Source organism: Propioniciclava sp. (assembly GCF_047602245.1).
Classification (GTDB): domain Bacteria; phylum Actinomycetota; class Actinomycetes; order Propionibacteriales; family Propionibacteriaceae; genus Propioniciclava.
Map to the genome: position 1 here is coordinate 2,950,706 of NZ_JASGHT010000001.1, position 20,977 is coordinate 2,971,682.

Consider the following 20,977-nt stretch of genomic DNA (forward strand, 5'->3'; position numbering starts at 1 on the left):
GTCTCGAAAGTACTCTTGACGCATGGTTGGTGTGACACAGATCAATCTCATCGTCGCTGACTTGGACCGAAGCCGCGCCTTCTACGCGGCGTTAGGTTGCCAGCTACGCTCGATCGTGACGCCGGGTGACGAGACTCCTCGCGCATGGGAAGTCACAGCCGGATTCGCGCCGGTCGGGCTCCACACGGCAGAGTTTGCACGCTGGTGGGACTCTTCCGCGCCGGCATCGGGCCCGGGTTCAACCACTATCGACATCACCTTCGATGGGCGCACCGATGCCGTCGGGTTCGTCGAGGTCATCCGAACGAGCGGTGGCCAGGTACTGCAGGAACTGACCAACATGCCCTGGGGCCAGTCCTACGCCATTTGCGCAGACCCCGACGGCTACCGGTGGGGCATCAAGACAGCGCCATCGGAGGAGTCTGCGCCCTGACTTGCCCTCACGGGTAGGCCGAGGGCTATTCGACGTCGGCATTCTCGGCCTCTGCTCCTTCTTGAGACGAGAAAAACCCGGCCCCAGAGGGGCCGGGTGGTATGTCTTTAGCGTAGCAGCGCGGTGGCTCTGGCTACCAGTCTTTTGGCTTGACGATGCGTTCACCGATGGTCGGCGGTAGCTGGTGGGCGTGCCAGTCGGAGGGCTGCATCTGGTACCACCAGTGGTTGCCGACGCCGTCGGTGTGGTCGCCCGCGAGCTTGCCTGCACGGTAGCCCTTGGTGGGGTTAATGACAATTCTCAGCCCTGAACGAGCGGCCCGCCAGGGCCACCACGGCTAGTCGGCCAGCAAGCAGCCGCGTTCACCGCAGCCGCGCTGCCGCTCTGCCGTCGGGTGTGATCGCGCGGAGCAGCGATCAGAACAGAGCTACGAGCCGTTCTCGATCAGGTTCAGTTGCGTTCCGTCGGGATCGACGAGGAACCCGGCGCGCAGCCCCCACGGCTGTAGCCGGACCGGATGCAAGCGCGGACGCCCGAGTGACTTTTCCTCGACACCGGCCTCGCTGAGCTGGCGGTACAGGTCGTCGAGATCGTCGACGCGAATGCTGCACATGAACGAGCTCTCTTCGGGAACGAGTTCTGGGTACGGAAAGAACTCTAGGCGGAGCCTACCGCGCTGGAGAATCAGCCAGCCGTCGTCCTGGTAGGTCACCTCGAAGCCGAATGCACCATAGAACGAGACGGTGGCACCGAAGTCACGCGACGGCAGGTTCGGTACAGCGTGATCGCCCATGTCGAGATTCTATCTGCCCTGCTTGGACGAGTGGGGAGCGCAGTGCCCGCTCGGCCGTTGGTCCGCGCCCTCATCGCCACAGCCCGGTCTGCTGGTCACGGACTCGACCGAATGACGCGTGAGCGCGCTGCGAGCGCCGGGTCGGACGATTCGTCGGAGCACCCAGGCCATGGCCGCGCCGACCACCAGCAACCCACCACGAGCGAGCAGCACGCCACCCTACAAACGCCGCGAACGACCGACTTCAGCCTGACGTGCGGGAGACACCCGATAGGTCCCGCCCAGCCCGGCACCTCTCGAATGAGCCGGGACGCACCTACCTGCCCGCTCGCCAACGCATCTTCGTGTCAGGCATCACGGGCCGGACGTGGGGGAGAAGTACCGGACCGGCGTCTACTCCGAGGATCCTGGTCATCTGGACTTGGCGCGGGCGTTCATCGAGGCCAGGCCCGATTCTGGGCAGATCGCCGTCGAAGTCCTGCCGCTGACGAACTACGTGAGAAGCGCCGACGAGCACCAGGACCGGCTGGCGCGATTCCCCGGCGACTCCTGCCACCTCCCGCAGGCGCTGCTGAGCAAGTACACGACGAACCCGGCCTAGCCTGTTGGCTCTGGCGATGGAGTCCGCGGCCTCCGTGCGGGTTGGCTCAACGGACACCTGAACAGGACCGCGCGAACATCGATGCCGCGGACGCCTCAGCTGCGCGGTGGAGCGCGGTGAGGTCACGTCCGTACTGTCGTTCAAGACCGTAGTTTGATACTCTTCTGCAAAGAAGGGTGGTGAACGACAGTGGCTCGCGTGATTGCTCGATCAGTGGCTGACGTTGTCGAGCAGTTTGAGCTCGATGGTGATGTCGTCGTGACCTTCGAGCGCCTGAAGTCTGTGATGCGCCAGATCGGAATGGATGGTGATCCTCGTCGGCTTGCCTACGAGTTGCAGCGCGGTGGATGGTTCGGGCAGCTTCGTTCTAGGCATGCGTGGGAGTTCCTGCCCGCCGCTCGGGGTGGCGCATACGGTTCGGGTGACCGCTTCATCGAGTTCCGAGCCCAGCGAGCGATCAGATCCGAGTGGCCGGGTGTTCTTGCGATGGAGTCAGCTGCTTCCGTCCTGGGGTTGGCTCAGCGAGTACCCGAACAGGAGGTCGTGGCCTTGCCCGACGGGGCGTCCTTTCCGAAGGCGCTGGGCGGCGAATGGCGCTACGTCCGCGTCGAGCTGTCGGGTGAGGGGATCGGCAAGATTGACGGGCTGCCGTCCTGGAACCGAGAGGGTCTCATCGTCGGCATCGGGGTGCGCCCGTCCGGGTATAGGGATGTCGCCGGACTGGGGCAGTGGCTGTCGACATTCCCACATCAACTCGATGCCGAGAAGATCATCCGGTTGCTGACGCCGATGGGTGAGGCCGCTCAGCAGCGCACTGCCTATTTGTTACAGGTCGCAGGCAACCCGGAGGGCGCGCAGCGGGTTGTCGACGCGTACCCGCCGAGAGGCACGGCATGGCTCGGGCCAAGGCAACCGGGTGGGCGCTACGACTCGCTGACGAAGGTGAACGACACTGCCCTCCACAGATACCTCAGCGTGGGGAGCGGGTCATGAGCCGCATCACTGAGGGCCATCTAGTTCGCCACTATCAGGGTGCCAAGGGTGGGCGTGATGCCGCGTTGCTCGACATCGCTCAGGATCACGCGCTCCATCTCCTCCATGAGGAAGGCCTTTTCGATCAGGGCCTCGTGTTCAAGGGTGGCACGGCGCTACGCAAGTTCCGTGCGGGCAACGCGGGTCGATTCTCGACAGACCTTGACTTCGCCGCTCCCGGTGAGGATCTCCCCTTGGCGGTTTTGGGTGCTCTCGATGGAGCAGAACTCGATGGCTTCTCGTTCGTGATCGAGAATCTCGGCGATGACGGTCGGCGCGGCGACCTGCGGATCATGACCCCGTTCGGCAGCCCGAGACTGGGTGCAAAGGTTGAACTTGCGCGGCACCCACTCAGCTTGGCCGCCGACCTCCTCGAGCCGATCCGCTTACCGATTCACGATCGCTACGACTTCGAGCTGACATCCACTCCTGTGGTGCGCGTAGAAGAGGCGGTGGCGGAGAAACCTGCCCGCTACCGCAGGGTATCCCTGGCTCGTGATCTCTATGACTTGCAGTGGTACGCGACGTCCGGCGCCATGGACAGGGCGCTGGTCCGGAGGCTATGGGTGCTCAAGGTATACCGCGACATCGTCGTCGATGGCCGTGGCAGCAAGCCGATCGATCCCGCCGACGTGCTCGCCGACAGGGCGCCGAGCGGCTTCCGGCCAGAAGACATCGGCTATCCGACCAAGCCTGTGCGTCTTCACGAGTGGATCGCAACCGTCCAGAGTCGTTTCGCCTTCCTGGCTGGTCTGGACGCCAGCGAACACCGGTGGGTGGAATGCAACGAGCGAGACCTCTACGAGGTGGAGCGGGAGTTGGCCGAGATCGGAAGGCGGAACCCCGACGCCTGAGTTGCACGTTTAGTGCCCCGCGAGGCAGATGATTTCTTTCTCCGTCGTCCGTACGCCAGTAGTGTCCCCCTGGTCTCAGGTCTGCCTGACCGGACTGGGGTTAGGCGGGGTCTCTGCTGCCACTGTGAGGTATCCCTTTGTGCGAACCTGGGTGACCAGGACGTCCCGCATCGCCTCCATGAGTTTGATGGTCTCAGCGCACAGGTCCAGACTGTCGCCTGCCGGCACGAATATAGCCCGGCCATGGGCGACCCCGTTGCGTCTGTCGCACAGGAGGACATCGATGAGGTTCGCTTTGAGTTTGAAGGCATCGAGGGGGATGCAGCCGCGCTTGAAGAGCTCTGCCAGAGTCTTGTAGCGGAGGTTGGACTTTGTGTCCGCGAGCAAGGACTTGTCGATGTTGAGCCGCTCATCCGACTCGCCGCGGATCGCCTTGGTGATGGCCTCGCGCGCGTAACTGTCCCCGGAGGCGAGTCGGCGCATGAGGCGATGCACGTGTTCGATGACCAGGCCTTCACTGGACTCCGAGAGTTTCGGTTTACGACGCGTGACCAAGCGGGCATAGCGCTCCAGTGCGTTCTTGGAGTAACCCTCCCAGTGCGCATAGCACATCGCCACCATCGCGCGGCTCAGCCCACGCGTTGCGGGGCTGTCCTCGCTCTGCCGCGCCGAACGAGCCAACGCGTCCTTTAGATGGGCCAGCTCAATTCTCCGCCACCCGAGATCGTCCCCGAGCGTGGCCTCGAAACCATCATCGGTCAGCAGCGACATGGTCAGGCGAAGTAGACACGCGAGCGGTTCACTAGCCGCGGCACTCGGCGACGGGGGCTGATCCCCGTGCCACTCCACGACCGGAAGGCTTCATCCGACCAGACACCCCTGGTCCGCTCGGCAAGGTCCTCCGGCTTGGCCTGCCTCCACCGATCGAGATTGTGGACCACGCCAGTCGTGATGAACTCGTAGCTTGAAATTGAGAACGGGCCGGTGTGGCGTGAGCCGTCCCATCGCCGGAAGACATCGTCCCCCAGGGCGGCGACGAGAAGCTCGAAGGTCTCCTCGAAGGCGGCCTCATCATCTTGCGAGAGACCGCCGTTGTCCGCCACGCCACGCATCCAGTTGGTCAAGTACTCGCCGTACTCTTGGCGGAGTTCCGTGTCGCCACCCGAGAAGGCGCGCTGGGCAAAGAAGCGGAGGACGAGTTCTTCGCTATAAGCCTGCTCTTCTTGGCGCTCGGAAAGCTGGATGCTCGATTCGAACGGCGGCTCTGAAGCCAATCGCTGGACGAGGTGAAACATGTCGCGATTCATCATCACCATGAGGCAGTTGCGTGCCTCTTGAGGAGAGAGGACGCTGCCGGAGTTCAGTCGCTGGAAGAGGTCATATTTCGCGGACGCGTCAGAGCCTTTTGTGATGATGCGGAACTCAAGTTTTGCCCGCTTGAAATCCCTGCGCAGTACGTCGTCGAACGCCAGATCCTCAGGCTTGTTGTCTGAAATGAGTGGCGCCGCCACCGGCGGATCATCATCGTCGGCGTCGCCTTCGCCTTGTCCTGCGGACCAGGCGAAACCGGACATCTCGCTAAGGTACTCACCGGGCTGTAGTCGGAAGCCGACTTTGCGCTTCCCGTCTTCGTCCTTGTAGTTTCCTGTGAATTCCAGAATGGTCGAGAGTCGCTGGACGCCATCAATCACATCCCAGACGCCGTCTTCGCGCTGCGACACAAAGATCGGTGGGATGGGAATCCCCAGCAGAATCGACTCTATGAGGCGTGACTTCTGCGCGGCCTTCCAGCGAAAGATTCGCTGGAACTCGGGGTGGATATCGATGTCACCGTCGTTGCAGAGAGTGATCACCTCACCGATCGACATGGAGTAGCCGTCGGTGCGGATCTCCCGAGCGCGACTAGCGATCTGTTCCTTCAAGGCCATCCTGGCAACTCCTAGTAAGTTGGACTCGATGAGAGACTAGTCGAGCCAAGGGCTAGCCGCCGAAGCTTCGCTCAATCGGGTCAATCCGCGTGCGGCTCGCAGCATGTGCCTCCTACGGCCGCTTGTGACTCACGTGTGTGGAAGGCCGTCGAGGGCCAGCAGAGGCATTCGAGACGAGACCCGGCACCAGAGGGGGTGGGTGGTGTGCCTCAAGTCTAGCGGCGCAGTGGCTCTGGCTGCGGCCCTTCCGACTTGATGATGAGCGGGCCGATGGCCGTCGGGAGTTGGTGGCCACATCAGTCGGCGGGTTGCCTTGGGTACCAGAGCGGTTGTCCACGCCGTCGGTGTGCTCACTAGCGAACTTCCCCGCGCGGCAGCACTCGGTGGAGTGACGAGGTCGATCAGCACGCTATCTCGTACGAAGACGAGGTCGCTGTCGTTGAAGCAACACTTTGCCCCTGGCTGGAAAGCCAGGGGCAAAGTGTTTTGGGGTGAGTAACGGGACTCGAACCCGCGACATCCTGGACCACAACCAGGTGCTCTACCAGCTGAGCTATACCCACCATCGCTGCCTCAGCAGCGGCGACCATCATAACCTGCCCTGGCCCGACCTGGGAAATCCGGCGCGGGCGGCGTCCGGAGTGGCTTCAGTGCGGGCTGATGGCCTGTTGCCAGACCAAGAGCCTGCACTGGACGGATCCGGCAGCAGGATGGCCCGCGATGTCGTGGGTTCGAGTCCCGTTGTTCAGCCCACGGACGCGGCGTCCGGGCCCTGAGCGGGAGCCTTCGGGTGGCGGTTCCCGGTCAGCGCGCCCTGGTGGCGCCGGGCGAGGGTGCGCAACTCGACCGGCTGAGGGCCGGGGGCGGGCACGAAGACGGCATCGCGGTAGTAGCGCAGTTCTTCGATCGACTCCTGGATGTCGGCCAGCGCGCGGTGGTTGCCGGACTTGGACGGAGAGTTGAAGTAGGCGCGCGGGAACCAGCGCCGCGACAGCTCCTTGATCGTGGACACGTCCACATTGCGGTAGTGCACGTGCGCCTCCAGCGCGGGCATGTCGCGGGCCAGGAACGCCCGGTCGGTGCCGATCGTGTTGCCGGCCAGTGGGGCCTTGCGCTCCTCGGGCACCCATTCGCGGATGTAGGCCAGCACTTGGGCCTCGGCGTCCGCCATGGTGGTACCGGAGGTGAGTTCGTCGAGCAGTCCCGAGTTGGTGTGCATCGTCCGGACGTAGTCGCCCATCGCCTCCAGCGCTTCGGGTGGGGGGGCGATGATGACGTCGACACCGTCGCCCAGCACGTTGAGGTTGCCGTCGGTCACCAGGGCTGCCACCTCGATCAGCGCGTCGTTGACCAGGTCGAGTCCGGTCATTTCGCAGTCGATCCACACAAGTCGGTCGTTCACGTTCCCACTTTACGGCGACAAACTCACTAGGCTGTCACTCAACCCTGCCAACGACGTCACCCCACAGGAGTGCCATGGACCAGAACAACCTTCAGGACATCCTGGAAGAGGCCCCCGCACAGCGCGAGAATCTGCGCCAGTTCATCGACAGTCTGGTCTCTCAGGGCTATACGGTGGGGGACGCCGAGGGTCCCGATCCGGCGCTGATCGATCCGGGCGGCCGCGCGGTCGAGACCTGGCGCGAGGACTACCCCTACGACGAGTTGATGACTCGCGACGACTACGAGGCGGAGAAGTACCTGCTGCAGGTCGAGCTGCTCAAGCTGCAGTACTGGAGCCAGGACAACGACATCCGTCACGTGATCCTGTTCGAGGGCCGGGACGCCGCAGGCAAGGGTGGCACCATCAAGCGGTTCACCGAACATCTCAATCCGCGTGCCGCGCGCGTGGTCGCGCTGACGAAGCCGACGACCACCGAGCAGGGGCAGTGGTACTTCCAGCGTTACATCAAGCACTTCCCGACGTTCGGCGAGATCGTCATGTTCGACCGCTCCTGGTACAACCGGGCCGGTGTCGAGCGGGTGATGGGCTTCTGCACCGATGAGCAGTATGAGACGTTCATGAGGCAGGCCCCCGATTTCGAGCGGATGATCATCGACGCGGGCATCCTGCTGACCAAGTTCTGGTTCTCGGTGACTCAGCGTGAGCAGCGGACGCGGTTCGCGATCCGCCAGATCGACCCGGTGCGCCGCTGGAAGCTGTCGCCGATGGACTTGGAGTCGCTCGACCGCTGGGAGGACTACACCGCGGCCAAGGAGGCCATGTTCGAGCGGACCGACACCGATCACGCGCCCTGGATCACGATCCGGTCCAACGACAAGAAGCGGGCCCGCCTGAACGCGATGCGCGCCTTCTTGAACCAGTTCGACTACGAGGGCCGCGACGATTCGGTCGTCTACGATCCCGATCCGCTGATCGTCAAGCGCGGACGCGACGCCGTCGGCGACTGACACACGTTCCAACCACGAAGGGCCGGTCAATCATCGACCGGCCCTTCGTGGTGATCGGACGCCTTCGGCGTCCGTCGTGTTGTGGCGCGGGGTCAGCGCGCCGGGATGACCACCGAACCGTTGCTGCCCGGCCAGCACTGGAACCCGGCCGGGAAGGTGCCTGGCGCCGCACCGGAGACGTCCTTGAGGCAGTTGGCGACGATCACGTTCGGGTCGTTGCTCACCGACTCGGCGAGAATCCGGTTCGCTTCGGCTTCCTTCTCGGCGGTGCGCTGCTTCTGCTCGGCGATCCGGGTGTTGCCCTGCTCGGCCAGCAAGGCGTCCAGGCGCGACTGGGTGAGCGCGTCGAAGTCGATCTTCTGGATCTTCACCGAGTGGATCACCAGCCGGTCGTTCAGCTCGGCCTCCATCGCGCGTTTCACCTCCACCTCGAGGGTGGCGTTGTCCGGACGCGACGGGTCGAGCGGGTCATAGCCGGCCATCGCCTTCGACAGTGCCGAGAACACTTCGGGCTCCTCAATGGCACGGCCGATGTTGTCGAAGCTCTTGTGCGCGGCGAACAGTTCGGTGGCCGCCTCCGACTTCACCGACCAGCGCACCTGGTTCTGCACGAAGGCGACGCTCTGGTTGCCCAGGCGCACCTCCGTCCGGTCGTCGCCCAGGTTGTCGTCGACCTGGATCGTCATGTCCATCAGTTCGACCGACGTCCAGGGCGCGCGCAGGTGCGGTCCCGACTGCAACGGGTCACCGGTCAGGCCGAACGTGATCGGGATGCCGATCTGCCGTGGCGGCACGATGAACAGGAACGCCGGAATCAGCATCGCCACCGCGACGGCGAGTGCGCCGATGCCCGACCATTGGCCGGGCTTGCTGCGGAGGAACACCAGCGACGCTGCTCCGCCGAGGGCGAGTAGGACGGCGAAAACGAACCAGACCATCGGGTCTCCTTAGTCAGGGGCGGTTCCCATTCTCTCGGCTGAGCGCACGAGCCGGACGCCGCCACACCGGCTGGCCGCTCAACGCCGACTGCGCGGACGCCGTCCGCTGTGCCCTTACCCGTATGATCATCCGCAGGCCCCCGTAGCTCAGGGGATAGAGCAGCGGCCTTCTAATCCGTCGGTCGGAGGTTCGAATCCTCCCGGGGGCGCCATCCGGCCTGGTCGAAGGCGCACCCGGACGCCGGCGTCGTGCCTTCTCGGCCGAGTAGGAAGAGTCGGACTAGTTCGACCCTGTGGGCTTGCGGGTGCGGTCGAACTCCAGGCCGCTCTCCGCCTCGCCGTGCCCGGGGCGTACCCTGCGTCCCAGCCACATCGCCCAGGATCCGTCCGGGCGTCGCGCCGCGCGCGCCAGCCGCTGCACGCGCACCCCTTGTCTGGGCACCTCCGCGGTGCGGATGATCCGCTGCGCCTCCTCCGACAGCAGCACCCCCTGCGGTCCGGGCCGGGCGCCGCCGAGGAGCCGCGCCCGCTCGAGCACGACGCCTGCCTCACCGATGCGCGCGAGGTACGGATGCCAGGTCTGGGGCACGAAGGTCATCAGCTCATATCCGAGCACCTGGTCGGCGGGTTGGCCGCCGGGGTCGATCGCGTCGGGGCGAGGCCGCGGCTCGCTTGTCAGCGGCAACGGATCGCCGGAGCCTGCCGACGGCACCGTCTGTTCGATCGCCCACACCAGGTTCGTGGTCTCGTCGCGCTGGAACCGGACATCCTCGACGACGGGCGCCTCCAGTGCGGTAGCGGACGAGGGCGGGACGAACAGTCCGGCGACTTCCTGGCGCACTCCTGGCAGTGTCAACGAGGCCCGGTCGCCCTCGCGCAGCGCCTCGGTCGTCGTGAACACGCGCCAGGGCGCCACCCGCCGTCCGAGCGGGATCGGCGCTGGGCGTTCCTCCGCGACCGTGACGCCCCCGAAGGTGTCGCGCCAGGCGACTCCGGTCACACGCAGGACGCCGCCGGGCGGTGAGTCGACGGGCAGCACCAGCCAGTCGTCGCCGGAGACGATCGCGGCCTCGACGACGAGCAGGCGAGCCAACTCGTCGGGGTCGGCCCACACCGAGCCGAGGTCGAGCGCAGCATCCTCGAATTCCCAGAAGCGTGACGACGGCATTCCGGGAAAGGTCAGCTGCGATGCCAGCAACTGTTGCGTGATCGGCTCGGGCGTGCGATCGCTGGGCGGCGCGGGGGCCGTGGGCTCCAGGTCGAACGTTGACCATCCGATCTCGCCGCCGCCGTAGGCGGGCGCGCGCAGGACGGCACGCGTGGTCGCGACGGAGAATTCGTACTCGAGCCGGTCGCCGAGCCAACTCGACGGGGTGGAGGGCGGTGCCGCTTCGCGGGTGTACCACTCCAGCCACTCGTCCATCGCCGCGGTCGCCTGCTGCCGCGGGGCAGGTGCGGAGGGCAGGGCCGTGGTGAACCAGGCGGGATGCCCGTGGGCGAACGCGGCGGCGACGCCCCCGGCGTCGAGCGCACGATCCGCGAGGATCGACTGCGGCCCGCTCCAGGCGCCCGGCGTGGCGCCGCACTGTTCGACGAGCGCGTCCACCGCAGCGCTCGCGCCGAGGGCGGCCAGGGCATCCTGCAAGGCCCACGCCGCGGCGGCGGCGAACCGGCCGCCGCGGGCGGCGTCCGGCTCGGCTTCGACGAGCGGCTCGAGCAGGTCGCCGGGTGCGAGCGGACACCAGGCCGGCTCGTCGCCCAGAGGCCCCGGATGCCAGGCCACCAGCGGATCGAACTCGGCCGTCACCTCCACCGTGAGCGGGGTGCCGGTGTCCTCGCCGGCGAACTCGCCGAACTGCCACTGGCGGCCGAGGAGCCACAGCGGATCCCAGACCTGAGCCATCAGCCCGGTCGCGGGGTCGCCGCTGACCGGGTTCGGCTCGAAGCGGGTCGTGAACGGACGCACGCGCGTGGTCTCAGGGAACGTCCGGGTGACGAACAGATCGGCCATCTCAGCCTCCCTTGACGAACGAGGGGACGAAGCGCGCCGCCTGACGCAGCAGCCTCGGGTCGAGAACCTGCTCGTCGGCGAGCGACCAGTGCCCGACGCCGACGGCAGGAAGGAGGTCGCCGAGCCCCGCGACGGAGCCGGGCGTCGCGAGCCGCAGGCGTAGCAGCGTGCGCACCTCGTCGATGACGGCGACGATCCGCTCCGCCGACCAAGGAGCCCCGTCGGGGCTGACGGCCAGCAGCACGGCATGAGCGGCGCGTGCGGCGGGACCGTTCGCGTGCACGGCGAGGCCGGTGGCGACCAGTTCTTCACGACGGGCCTCGCCCTCGGGGGCGTCCATCGTGCGCTGGGCGGGACGGTGTTCGCTCCACGTGTCGACCACGAGGCCCGCGATCGGTCCGGCGGCGTCGAAGCGGCTGACCGGCTCGATGAGGAGGGAGGTGGCCGGGTGCGCCGGCAGGTCGGTGTCGCCGACCCAGCGGTCGGCACCGAACACGGCCAATCGCAGCTCACCGGCCCGTCCGGTGGCGCGCCGCAGAGCCGAGAGCGTCGCCCAGCCGGCCACCGCGGGACGGACCGTGGTCATCCGCGCGACCCATCGGCGCGGCGCAGCGCCCGCATCGCCGGCGACCAGACGATCCGCGAGCGGAGGTTCCGGCTGCGGATCGAGGTCCTCGACGACCGGGAGGCGGCCGACGAGGCTGCCGAGCGCATCGGTGACGGCGCCGGGATCCGCGGCCGCGTCGGCCGCCACGAGCCGGCCCTCCAGCGCACCGACGAGTCCGGCGAGGTAGGAGCGCAGTGCGTCCGGGTCTGAGCCGAGCGTCCCGGGATCGGTGTCGTCCCCGATTCCGGCGTCGGCGAGGGCATCCGCGCGGGCGAGGAGCGCCGCGACGTCCTGCGCGGTCCCGCCCGCGGGAAGGGGGTCGGTGAGGGGGCGCAGGGCCGCCACCGCCGCGGCGAGGCGCTGCGCGGTCGCGGCCTCGTCGGCAACGTGACGCGCCGCAGCGGGACTCTCACCCGAGGCGACGAGATCGTCCGGGATGGCGGCGCGCGCGGAACTCAGCACGGCGCGCACGGCGGACGCCAGCTGCCAGGCCTCGCGCAGGGTCAGCTGATCGGGGCTCAGTGCGGCGGGGCGCGTCGTGAGCCACTCCTCGGGAAGGGACGGACGCCGACGGCGGCACCGTGCCCAGAACCGGGTGAGCCCCTGGTCGGTGCCGTCGGCGGCCATCACCAGATCGAGCGCGCTCATCGGTACCGCGGACAGGTCGTCGAAACCCCCGTCTGTGCTGACGAGGACGATCCGGTCGGCGCGGCCGAGCGCCTCGCGGCACCAGGTCTCGAGGAACGGGTGCGAGATCGCCCGCACGCTCGGCGTCCAGCCCGCATCGGCGTCCGTGGCCGGCCGCGCGGCGCCGAGGACCGCCACGCGATGCGTCATCCCGTCGCGCGCGGCGGGTGAGAGCGGCACCGCGGGCTCTTCGGGGATCACGTCGCCCGACATGGCGTTCATCGCCGCCGTCGCGCGGGCGGCATCCCCCGCGACGAGCTGGTGCACGCCCTCGGCCAGCATCAGGTCGGCGATCGCGTCGGCGAGCGAGGCCAGCCGCCGGACGAGCACCTCGATCCGCGCCACCTCGCCCGGTCGTGGCGGGTCCCATCGCGGATCGTCCGTCTCCAGCGCGGCCCGGATCTCGCCGGTCTTGTCGATGAGCGCGAGCCCGTCGACGACGGCGCCGGTCAGGGCGGTCGTGGTGGCGTCGGCCGAGGGGGGCGTCTCCCGGCCGACGATGAGCGGGGCAAGCGCACGCAGCGCCAGGACGAACCGGTTGAGGCTCTGATCGGCGTCGTTGAGCCACCGCTCGAAGCGGTAGCCGAGCAGGGCCGCGAGCTGCTGCCCCTCCCGCATTCCGCGGACGATGTCCACCGCCTCCCGGGTGCGGGTGCTGCTGAGGTCCAACTCGAGCGGGCTGTCGGGACCGTCGTCGGGCGCATGGCTGAGCCGGGCGCTGCGCAGCACGGCGGCGGTGGCCGCGTGCGTGGGCGACGGGGCCTGCATCCAGCCCACGCCCTGGGCCGTGACGATGGCGTCCGGATCGGTGGGCGGGGGAGTCAGCACGATGTCCTCCAGCCAGGCGAACGCCCCCACCACGACACCGGTGCCGTTCGCCGCCCGCAGCAGGTCGAGCCGCCTGGTCGCCAAAGATGTCGTCCAGGCATCGAGCCGATGGGATGCCGTGTCCAGCGCTCCTGCCAGTAGTCGTGCGCGCTGGTCGCTGTCGGTGACGCCGGCGAGCGTGGGGAGCGCGAGGACGACGCGTGCTGCCTCGTCGACGGCGGCGAGGTACTCCAGCAGCGCGCCGAGGATCTCCCGGGCCTGGGTGAGTCTCGACGGAGTTTGTGCGAGTTTCAGCCGGGCGTACAGCGGGGTGCGGTGGGCGGTGAGGATGAGCGTCCCGAAGCGCTTGCGGAGATGCTCCAGCAGCGGTCGCATGTGGTCGCGGATCGTCATCGCGTCGATGTCGAGCAGATCGCCGGTGATGGCTCCCTGCAACGTCTCGACGAAAGCCTGGGGGTCGCCGGACGCGCCGCCAAGCTTGGCGAGCGCGTCGATGAGGATCTGGGCCAGGCTCTCCCGCGCCCGCTCGGCGTCGTCGGGGCCGCCTGATTCGATCTGCCGGATCCATCCCTCGTTGTCGATGAGCGCCACGAGGGTGCGCCGCGCCGCGCGGGCCCGGGCGAGAGAGTCGCCGCGTGCGACGCTGAGCAGCACTTGCAGGACGCTCGCGTCGGCGGGCTCGGCGGGCGCATCAACCAGGCCGGCGAGCGCCTTCGGGTCCGTCTCGTCGACCAGAGGCAGCCCGAGAATCCGCGGATCGCCCAGGTAGGGGAGTTGACGCAGCGACCCGGGCGCGAGGCCGAGCCGTTGTTCCGCCTCGCGCGTCGCCTCCGTGCGCCTGCGGTGGAAGTCGGGCAAGACGCGTGCCATCAGGGCGTCGAGCGCGTTGTCGGTGTGCAGCACGTGCCGCACCCGCACGAATCCGCTCGACGGCGCGAGCCCGAGAATGCTCGGCAGCGCCGTGGCGAGGTCGCCGTCCCGCACGCTGGGTGGCGGTGGCGCGTCGCGCCAGGACGGCCACGCCGCCCGGACGGCACCCGTCACCAGGCGCGCACCCCGGCCCTTGCCGGTCACCTCGCCGGTGAGCGTGACCGGCAGGATCCCGTAGGGTTGGCGGCCGACCCGCAAGACAGGGAAAGGCCCCTCCGGGCGCACCCAGCGCAGCAGATGGTCGTGCACATCCAGCCGGTCGTACAGTCCGAGCACCCGGTCGGAGAACGTATCGCGCAGCCACGGGCCCCACGCCACTGGCCACAGCGCGCTGGCCATCAGTCCGGGCAGCGACGGATCGGTCGCCGTCGAGGGCCAGCCGTCGATCGTCTCGGCACCGTGTAGTCCCAGCGCCTGCACGACCGCTTGGGCGGCGGCCGGGGCGCCGTCGTTCCCCACGCCTCCGGAGCGGGCATTCGTGGTGTTGTTCGTGGGGGTACCTGCCGCGCACAACGCGCACTCGGGCTGCGTCCGCAGCGCCGCGGCGAGGGCATCGGCGGTGCTCTGCGGGTCGGCGCGGTTCACGCCGATCACATAAAGACGATCGATCTTCTCCGCGCCGGCGCCGAGCCGTACCGTCACTGCGAAGCCACGTGCCACCGCCAGGTCGTAGTCGCCGAGCCAGGCGCTGTCGCCGACGCCGTCGGCGAGATCGCGCAGCGTCCGCGCCGCACCCTCGAACTGCTCATCGCCCACATCGCCCGACCCGAGACCCTGCCCCAGGCCCACGCCGAGGTCGTCGCCCGCGATCGGGGCACCGTCCTGCTCCGACACGACCTCCCCTTGCACGGCGATCACCCGGAACGACTCGGGCAGCAGCAGGGCCCGCCCCGACATGGCGTCGAACGCGAGCTCGTCGGGATAGATGCGCACGCGCAGTTCGACGGCACCCGGCTCGTCGGCGGACAGCCGCGATCGCGTTTCGACCCGCACGGGCAGGAGCGCGAGGGGAAGCGCGGGGTCGACCTCGCTCCAGGCATCAGACATGATCAGCCTCCCGTCTCGGACAGCAGCGATGCGACGCGGTAGCCCACGCGTGCCGGCTTCTGGAAGAGCGCCCACGCGAACAGGGCGCTCGTCACGGGCCGAGGCGGTTGCACCTGCAGATCCTTGGGGATCGTCGCCGGCAGGTGGTCGTTGGTGGGCGGCCAGTGCTTCCAGCTCAGAGCGTCGCGTTGAACGGGGTTGCCGATCGGCTTCTCTGGCTCTTCGTCCAGACCGAACCGCGGGGCGCCGACGTGCTCGGCGAGTGTCAGCCAGTGCGCGTCCTGGGGCGGCATCGGGCTCAGATTGTCGGACGCGGTGACCTGGGCGTCGGTGAGATCGACCCCCACCAGCAGGATGTCCGGCGACAGCGTGAGGCGGAACAGCGTGCGTACGGGCTGCGACGCGTACTCGACGGGGTAGTCGGGGTTCGTGGAGCGGGCAACGTTCGCGAGAAGGTGAGGAAAGCGCCGGACCAGTTCGCCGCGGACGACGAAGACGAGCTTGCCGTCGAACCGCGGGTCGGCGAGTCCCGCGAGCGAGCCGTGGCGGAGCGCATGCAGGGGTTCGATGTCCGGCTCCGGCGTCCAGAAACGCCGCAGGCTCGTCGCCCGCCCATCGGTCGGATACTCGCGCCAGACGAGTTCGCGGGCGAACTCATGGTTCGCGCCGACGAGGAAGGAGGAGACGAACCGGCCGTTGGTCTCCAGCACGGTGACCATGTCCGGCGCCGGGATCGCCGCGATGCCCGGCATCAGCCACTCCCGGTCGTAGCGGTCCAGCGCTTCGTAGAGCGGTGTGCGGAACTCGGGGGCGGCCATGACGGCGTCCAGATCGTCGAGGGGCCGGCCCAGCAGGCCGGCGAGATTCGGCAGCCGCGTCGCGGTGCGTCGCGGGACGGTCAGCGACGGATGCAGGCGGGCGGCGAGGTCGAGGGCGGCGATGTCCAGTCGCGGACGCAGCGGTTCGACGGGCTCGGCCAGGTCGTGGCACCGCAACTCGTCGAAGGTCTCGCCCACCCGCGGGTCGGGTTCACGCCACAGCGGCGCCAGCGCATGCCGATCCGGTCCGATCTCGGTCGGCCACCGGAACTCTTCGAAGCGGCCATCCCAGCGCGACGCGGCGGCCTCCAGCACCGGTGTGAAGACGCCGTCGATGATGACGCTCTGCGGATGGGTCGTGCCGGGATCGAACGGATCCAGTCCAGTCTCGGGGAAGCGAGCCAGCACGACCGCCGGCACCGGCCAGGGATCCTGCGCTTGGGCGAGCCGCCAGCCCAAGGCGATCAGCGTCAGCACCTCATCGAGCCGGGCGTTCAACTCGGGCCCGTCGGTGAAGGCCCGGATGTCGTCGGGCGTCGGCAGTGCCTGGATGATCTCGACCAGCGCGTCGGCCGCATCGTCGCCGGCGGCGAGATCGAGCACTCCGGTGAGCCCACCACCAGCCTCCGCCTGAGCCAGCAGACCGCTGTCGTCGGTGGTCATCGGTCCAGGGACGGACACCACCCAGTCGGTGCCGGCATCGCCGTCGGCGATCACCGCGACGGCGGACGCGGCCCGGTCGGGGAGAGGGACGAAGCGCATCGAGCGCCCGAGCGGGCGGGTGAGCCGCCGCATCGCGGCACTGCCCGCGGCCACCGGCAGTGCGCTGGCGGCGACGGCGCCGTGGGCCGTGCGGCCGTCGACGTCGAGGTGTGCGTGCGCGCGCTGGGTCACCTGCAGCGTGTCAGCCGCGCTCATCTGGGCGATCGTCCGCGAGTGCAGCGCCGAGGAGGTGAAACGCGCGAACTGCGCGGCTCGCAGCACGGCGTTGGCCGCAAGGACGTTCTGCAGCTGCGACCAGGCGCCGGCCATCAGCGGCTCCTGGTCCATGCGCACGACGGCGGCGCCCAGCGCGGCCGCGATCCGGTGAGCCGGGTCCAGGTTGAGCTCGGCGAGCCAGGCCGGCTCCTGTCCGGCGGCAGGCACCAGGTCGCGCTGCAGGTGCGCCCCGCCGTAGATCGGCGGCCCGACGACCGGGTCACCGCCGGACGGCGCGAGACGGTCGCGCAGCCGCGCAACGGACGCCTCCTCCCAGCGGCCGCTCGCGTCGGCGTCCGGCATCGGGGCGACCAGAGCACCGCGCACGGCGCGGGGGCCGGGCGTGCCTGTCACGGTGAGGTCGCTGCCAGGGGTGCTGGTGTCGACCCAGCGCCGGCCCAGATCGGGAGTCGCCGGGGTTCCCACGATGCGGCGGGCGAGGTCCTCGAAGCCGAGCGGATCGCCGGTCGCGAACTCCCACCGGTCGTAGACGGGCAACGTCACCGTGTCGGTTGCGCCCCACGCCCAGTCGAGGGTGTCGATGGGGGCCTGTCCGAGCCCCGCGAGCCGCCCGGCCTCGAATGCGGGCACGACGAGCGCCGTCCATTGCTTGTTGGCGGTGAGGCGGCGCGGGCAGACCAGTCGTGACAGGTTCAGTTGGGGCGCGCCGGTGCCCAGGTGCCGTGCGAGCGTGCCCTCGGTCAGCTTGGTGCCGGAGACCTGTGCGTGCGCCCAGGCCCAGCCGTCCTGGGCGGCGGGCAGTTCCCTCGCCGGCACGACGACGGCGCTGGGGAGGTCCGGACCTGCGGGGGGAACCTCTTCGGTGATCGCGGACGTCGGCACGACGACTAGGCGCAGCCACGGGTGCAGCCGTCCGCCGACGGGAGCCACCGGCGTGAACATCCACGGGAGGTCGGGCTGGTCGAACTCGAGGTGTACGAGGTCGCCGGTGGACGCCGAGGCCGTGCCGGGCGCGGGATGACGCCGGATGATCTGGGCGGGGTCGATGCCGAGGACGTCGCCCGGGCCGCGCAGTGCGATCTGCTGCGCGACGTCTTCGGTTCCGCCGCGCCCGTCGGTGAGCGTGAAGGCGATCGAGATCGTCGTCCGCGCGGGGGCCGACGGCGGTGTCGCCACGCCCTGAATGCCGGCGGCCGCGCCGCTACGGAAGTACGGGAGGAAGGTGAAGCTGTCCGCACCCGCCTTGTTCGCGTCGACCGCGGTGGAGCGGGCGGTGACGTCGAAGGTGCTCATGGCTGTGCTACCCGGGTCATCGAAGCGAGACCACCGCGTTGGCCTCGGGCGGAATGCCGGGCGTCGCTCCAGAGGGCGAAGCCGTCGATCTCGGCGCCCGTGTCGATGTCGGTCACGCGCACCTCGCTGACCGGGCGCACCTCGATGACGCGCTCCAGCTGCTGGGGACGGTAGCGATCCTCCGCGCGCGCGGCGCTCGCCCCGGCCGGACCGCAGTCCAGGATGAGGGCTGCGAGCCAGTCGGGGAGCGCGAAACGCAGCTTAGGCCGCGAGCGTTGAGTGGCATCCCGCCAGAAGTCCTCGTACTCCAGGGACGCCTCGGTGGCGAACGGCTTCAGCGTGCCGGCCACGGTCTCGGCCCCGGCAGGGTCGATGACCAGGCCGCCCTGCCGGTCCTCGAATTCCGGCGCGGCGAGCTGCTCGTCCTTGGTCAGCCGCATGAACTGGCCGACCGGGAACGTCTCGGTGACCGGCGATGTCGGGACCTCGCTCGGCACGCCGCCGACCGTGATGAGCCCCTTCACGTCGATGCGGCAGCCCTCGGGCTCAACGGCGGCGCGTCCGCACCGCTCAAGCGTCATCCGGAGCGGGAAAGCGCGCTGGCTGGCGCGCAGCAGGCCCCACGGCTCGATCACCACGCCCGTGGTGCCGGACGCCGCCCTCAGGCGCACAGGCAGGCGCTGACCCTGCCGGTCGACCTTCTGCCAGGCATCGGTGGCGCGTAGCGCTGCAGCGACCTCGCGCAGCGGATGCACGGGCGGGGGCAGCTCGGGAGGCGGATCGCCGCCCCCGATCCGTAACGGCCCGATGCTGATGCTGGGATCGGGCAGCGGCCAGGGCAGCGAGATCGAGCCGCGTCCGCTCACCACCAGGGGGCTCGGCCCCTCCAGGTGCAAGGCGAGCGCGACGCCCAGGAGGGTGATGCCGAACGCTTCCACGTGGGCATGCGCGTTCAGGTCGACGGCGAAACCGAACGGGTCGAACTGGATGATGGCGTCGAGCGAGCAGCCGCCGCGCACCGCGGCGACGCCGATCGAGTATCCGACCTCGAACGACCCGCCGAACTGCACCGTGTTCGGGGTGAGGGCGACGTAGCCCTGCACGCGGAACTGCAGTCCGATCGGCGGTGATAGCTCGGCGCCGATGCGGCGCAGGTCGGCGAGCTCGGGCGGCTTCCGCGTGTAGGTGGGGTGGAACCCACCCGCGCTGATCACGGCGGTGGGGCCGTCGGAGAAGCGGATCAGCATCCCGATGCTGCCGTATACCGAGAAGAACCCCATCCGCGAGGAGTGCAGTTCGGCGCGGATCAAGATGACGCCGCGGCCGAACTGCGCCATCACGTCGGCGCGCAGGTCGATGATCGCTGCCTGCGCGTCGGGGATGGCGGCACGGGCCCGGCCGAGGATCAGGACGACGGGATCGGGCACCGCCAGGACCAGCGCGACATCGAGGGTGATCAGGCTGGCCGGGCGTCCCCAGCCCAGACGCACCATCGGCCCCACCACCAGACCGCCTGGTTTCGGCGGGAAGACCGCGCTGAGCGTGTCGAGGATCTGCGGGGCCGCCCGGCGCACGTCGGCGGGGAACATCAGGCGGTCGAGGACGCCGTCGCGCAGTCCCGCCGCGATCGCCGACGGATTGACGTTGACGCCCAGCCCGACGATGCCGCCGACGGCGTTCAGGGTGAACAACAGCCCCAGCTCGATCGGCACGTCGAAGCGCACCGACACGACGGCGACGAACGATACCGAGCCGGCGCTCGTCCGCAGCAGGCCGAAGGCGGTGACACCGACCGGCCCCATCCGCAGGTCGAGGGCGCCGCCGTACCCGTCCGCCACCTGGAGGAGTTCGCCGGAGCCCGATACAGGCCCGGCGTTGAGGGACAGGCCGATTCCGGTCGGCGCGACGGGTGCCGGGGTGGGCAGGAACGGCGACTCGCCGCGCAGGATGCGGCCGGCGTCGAGGGTGAGTTCGAATCCGGCGCCGTTGATGCGGGCGCCCAGGACGCCGGCCAGGTCGGTGCGGATGCGGCTGCGCAGCCGCACCCGCAGTTGGTCGCCCGCGGGGATGAGGGTGAGATCCAGCCCTCCGAGCTCGACGACCTGGGCCTGCAGGCGCGCCGGCAGGGCGATCGGGCCGAGGGCGCCTGAGGCGGTGAGGCCGCGTTGGTCGATGGTGAGGGTGATGTCCGCAGCGGCTTCTCCCGCACCCTGGAGCAGCAGGGACACCAGGCCGGCGGCCCCGGCGCCGAGATCGGCGCGGGTCTGCGCGGCGCGCACCGTGACGCCGAGGCTGTTGACCGAGAAGACGAAGCCGATGCTGAGGGTGCCGATCGTGAACACCCCGAGACTGACGTTGCGAGTCGTCCAGGTCAGGGTGAGCCCCGTGTCGCGTGGCGCGATGGCCGGGTCCAGCATGCCGAGATGGCGGATGATCGCGCCCGGCGGTGCTGCGCCCACCACGCGTTGCGCGACGGTGCTGAGGTCTCCGACGCCGAGCGCCTTTGCGGCGTCGTGGACCTCCTGGACCGCCAGCCACGCCTGCTGGGCACCGCGGGCGACGTTGCCGTCGTCGAGCGCGGTCGTCGCGGCGTCCGCATGGTCCCGGGCGGCGGCGAGGTCGGTGGCGACGCCCGCGCTGTCAGCGGGAACGTTGCCATCGATGACCTCCGCCAGCTTCTCAGGGGTCGCCAACTCTTCGACTCGCGCGATGACGTAGCGGACGGCGGATGCCAACAGTTGTGCAGACAACTCGTTCATGGTCGCTCCGGGATCGGGCCGCTGGGTCTGCCACCAGCATCCGGGTAGCCGGATCGGTCGGGCCAGG

General features: G+C 69.0%; 14 protein-coding genes, 2 tRNA genes and 1 pseudogene. 6 read left to right on the plus strand and 11 right to left on the minus strand.

What is annotated here, in order from left to right; translation table 11 throughout:
- Positions 1-22: 22 nt before the first annotated feature.
- On the plus strand, positions 23-433 hold the full coding sequence (locus QM708_RS14020) for a VOC family protein (RefSeq protein WP_415109782.1): 411 nt from the start codon (positions 23-25) through the stop codon (positions 431-433).
- Between the two features lie 427 nt (positions 434-860).
- Here QM708_RS14020 and QM708_RS14025 read toward each other — a convergent pair whose 3' ends face one another.
- The gene (locus QM708_RS14025; RefSeq protein WP_415109785.1) at positions 861-1,226 is read right to left on the minus strand and encodes a bleomycin resistance protein; all 366 of its coding nucleotides are present in this window, start codon (positions 1,224-1,226) and stop codon (positions 861-863) included.
- A gap of 358 nt (positions 1,227-1,584) precedes the next feature.
- On the opposite strand from QM708_RS14025, the pseudogene QM708_RS14030 reads away from it, so the two are divergent.
- Positions 1,585-1,827 (plus strand): annotated as a pseudogene (locus tag QM708_RS14030) (peptide-methionine (S)-S-oxide reductase); the annotation flags it as partial.
- A 210-nt stretch (positions 1,828-2,037) separates the two neighbouring features.
- Here the strand turns inward: QM708_RS14030 and QM708_RS14035 are convergent.
- A complete protein-coding gene (locus QM708_RS14035) occupies positions 2,038-2,202 on the minus strand; it encodes a hypothetical protein (RefSeq protein ID WP_415109788.1) in 165 nt (54 codons plus the stop codon).
- 168 nt (positions 2,203-2,370) lie between these two features.
- Here QM708_RS14035 and QM708_RS14040 point away from each other — a divergent pair, with 168 nt between their 5' ends.
- A complete protein-coding gene (locus QM708_RS14040; RefSeq protein ID WP_415109791.1) occupies positions 2,371-2,820 on the plus strand; it encodes a hypothetical protein in 450 nt (149 codons plus the stop codon).
- Positions 2,817-3,713, plus strand: coding sequence for a nucleotidyl transferase AbiEii/AbiGii toxin family protein (locus tag QM708_RS14045; RefSeq protein ID WP_415109794.1), 897 nt, complete (start codon positions 2,817-2,819; stop codon positions 3,711-3,713). Before QM708_RS14040 ends, QM708_RS14045 begins: the two co-directional genes overlap by 4 nt.
- A gap of 75 nt (positions 3,714-3,788) precedes the next feature.
- On the opposite strand, the gene QM708_RS14050 is transcribed toward QM708_RS14045, so the two are convergent.
- From QM708_RS14050 to orn, 4 genes are all read right to left on the minus strand, one after another.
- Positions 3,789-4,484 (minus strand): MAE_28990/MAE_18760 family HEPN-like nuclease, encoded by a 696-nt coding sequence (locus QM708_RS14050; RefSeq protein WP_415109797.1) that lies wholly within the window; start codon positions 4,482-4,484, stop codon positions 3,789-3,791.
- 2 nt (positions 4,485-4,486) lie between these two features.
- Positions 4,487-5,641, minus strand: a complete 1,155-nt coding sequence (locus tag QM708_RS14055) for a DUF262 domain-containing protein (protein ID WP_415109799.1) — start codon at positions 5,639-5,641, stop codon at positions 4,487-4,489.
- A gap of 487 nt (positions 5,642-6,128) precedes the next feature.
- Positions 6,129-6,204, minus strand: a tRNA-His gene (locus QM708_RS14060).
- Between the two features lie 182 nt (positions 6,205-6,386).
- Positions 6,387-7,043: an oligoribonuclease gene (gene orn / locus QM708_RS14065; RefSeq protein ID WP_415109802.1), complete on the minus strand. Its 657-nt coding sequence runs from the start codon at positions 7,041-7,043 to the stop codon at positions 6,387-6,389.
- Between the two features lie 74 nt (positions 7,044-7,117).
- Here orn and ppk2 point away from each other — a divergent pair, with 74 nt between their 5' ends.
- Positions 7,118-8,053, plus strand: a complete 936-nt coding sequence (gene ppk2 / locus QM708_RS14070; RefSeq protein ID WP_415109805.1) for a polyphosphate kinase 2 — start codon at positions 7,118-7,120, stop codon at positions 8,051-8,053.
- A 92-nt stretch (positions 8,054-8,145) separates the two neighbouring features.
- On the opposite strand, the gene QM708_RS14075 is transcribed toward ppk2, so the two are convergent.
- Positions 8,146-8,991, minus strand: a complete 846-nt coding sequence (locus QM708_RS14075; protein ID WP_415109808.1) for an SPFH domain-containing protein — start codon at positions 8,989-8,991, stop codon at positions 8,146-8,148.
- A 136-nt stretch (positions 8,992-9,127) separates the two neighbouring features.
- Here QM708_RS14075 and QM708_RS14080 point away from each other — a divergent pair.
- A tRNA-Arg gene (locus tag QM708_RS14080) sits at positions 9,128-9,203 on the plus strand.
- Between the two features lie 68 nt (positions 9,204-9,271).
- On the opposite strand, the gene QM708_RS14085 is transcribed toward QM708_RS14080, so the two are convergent.
- Genes QM708_RS14085 through QM708_RS14100 form a run of 4 tightly spaced genes read right to left on the minus strand, consistent with a single transcriptional unit; the run spans position 9,272 to position 20,910 of the window.
- Positions 9,272-11,002 (minus strand): hypothetical protein, encoded by a 1,731-nt coding sequence (locus tag QM708_RS14085; protein WP_415109810.1) that lies wholly within the window; start codon positions 11,000-11,002, stop codon positions 9,272-9,274.
- Between the two features lies 1 nt (position 11,003).
- Positions 11,004-15,101: a hypothetical protein gene (locus tag QM708_RS14090; protein WP_415109813.1), complete on the minus strand. Its 4,098-nt coding sequence runs from the start codon at positions 15,099-15,101 to the stop codon at positions 11,004-11,006.
- A 2-nt stretch (positions 15,102-15,103) separates the two neighbouring features.
- A complete protein-coding gene (locus QM708_RS14095; RefSeq protein ID WP_415109815.1) occupies positions 15,104-18,151 on the minus strand; it encodes a hypothetical protein in 3,048 nt (1,015 codons plus the stop codon).
- The gene (locus QM708_RS14100) at positions 18,148-20,910 is read right to left on the minus strand and encodes a DUF6603 domain-containing protein (RefSeq protein ID WP_415109818.1); all 2,763 of its coding nucleotides are present in this window, start codon (positions 20,908-20,910) and stop codon (positions 18,148-18,150) included. Before QM708_RS14100 ends, QM708_RS14095 begins: the two co-directional genes overlap by 4 nt.
- Between the last annotated feature and the right edge of the window lie 67 nt (positions 20,911-20,977).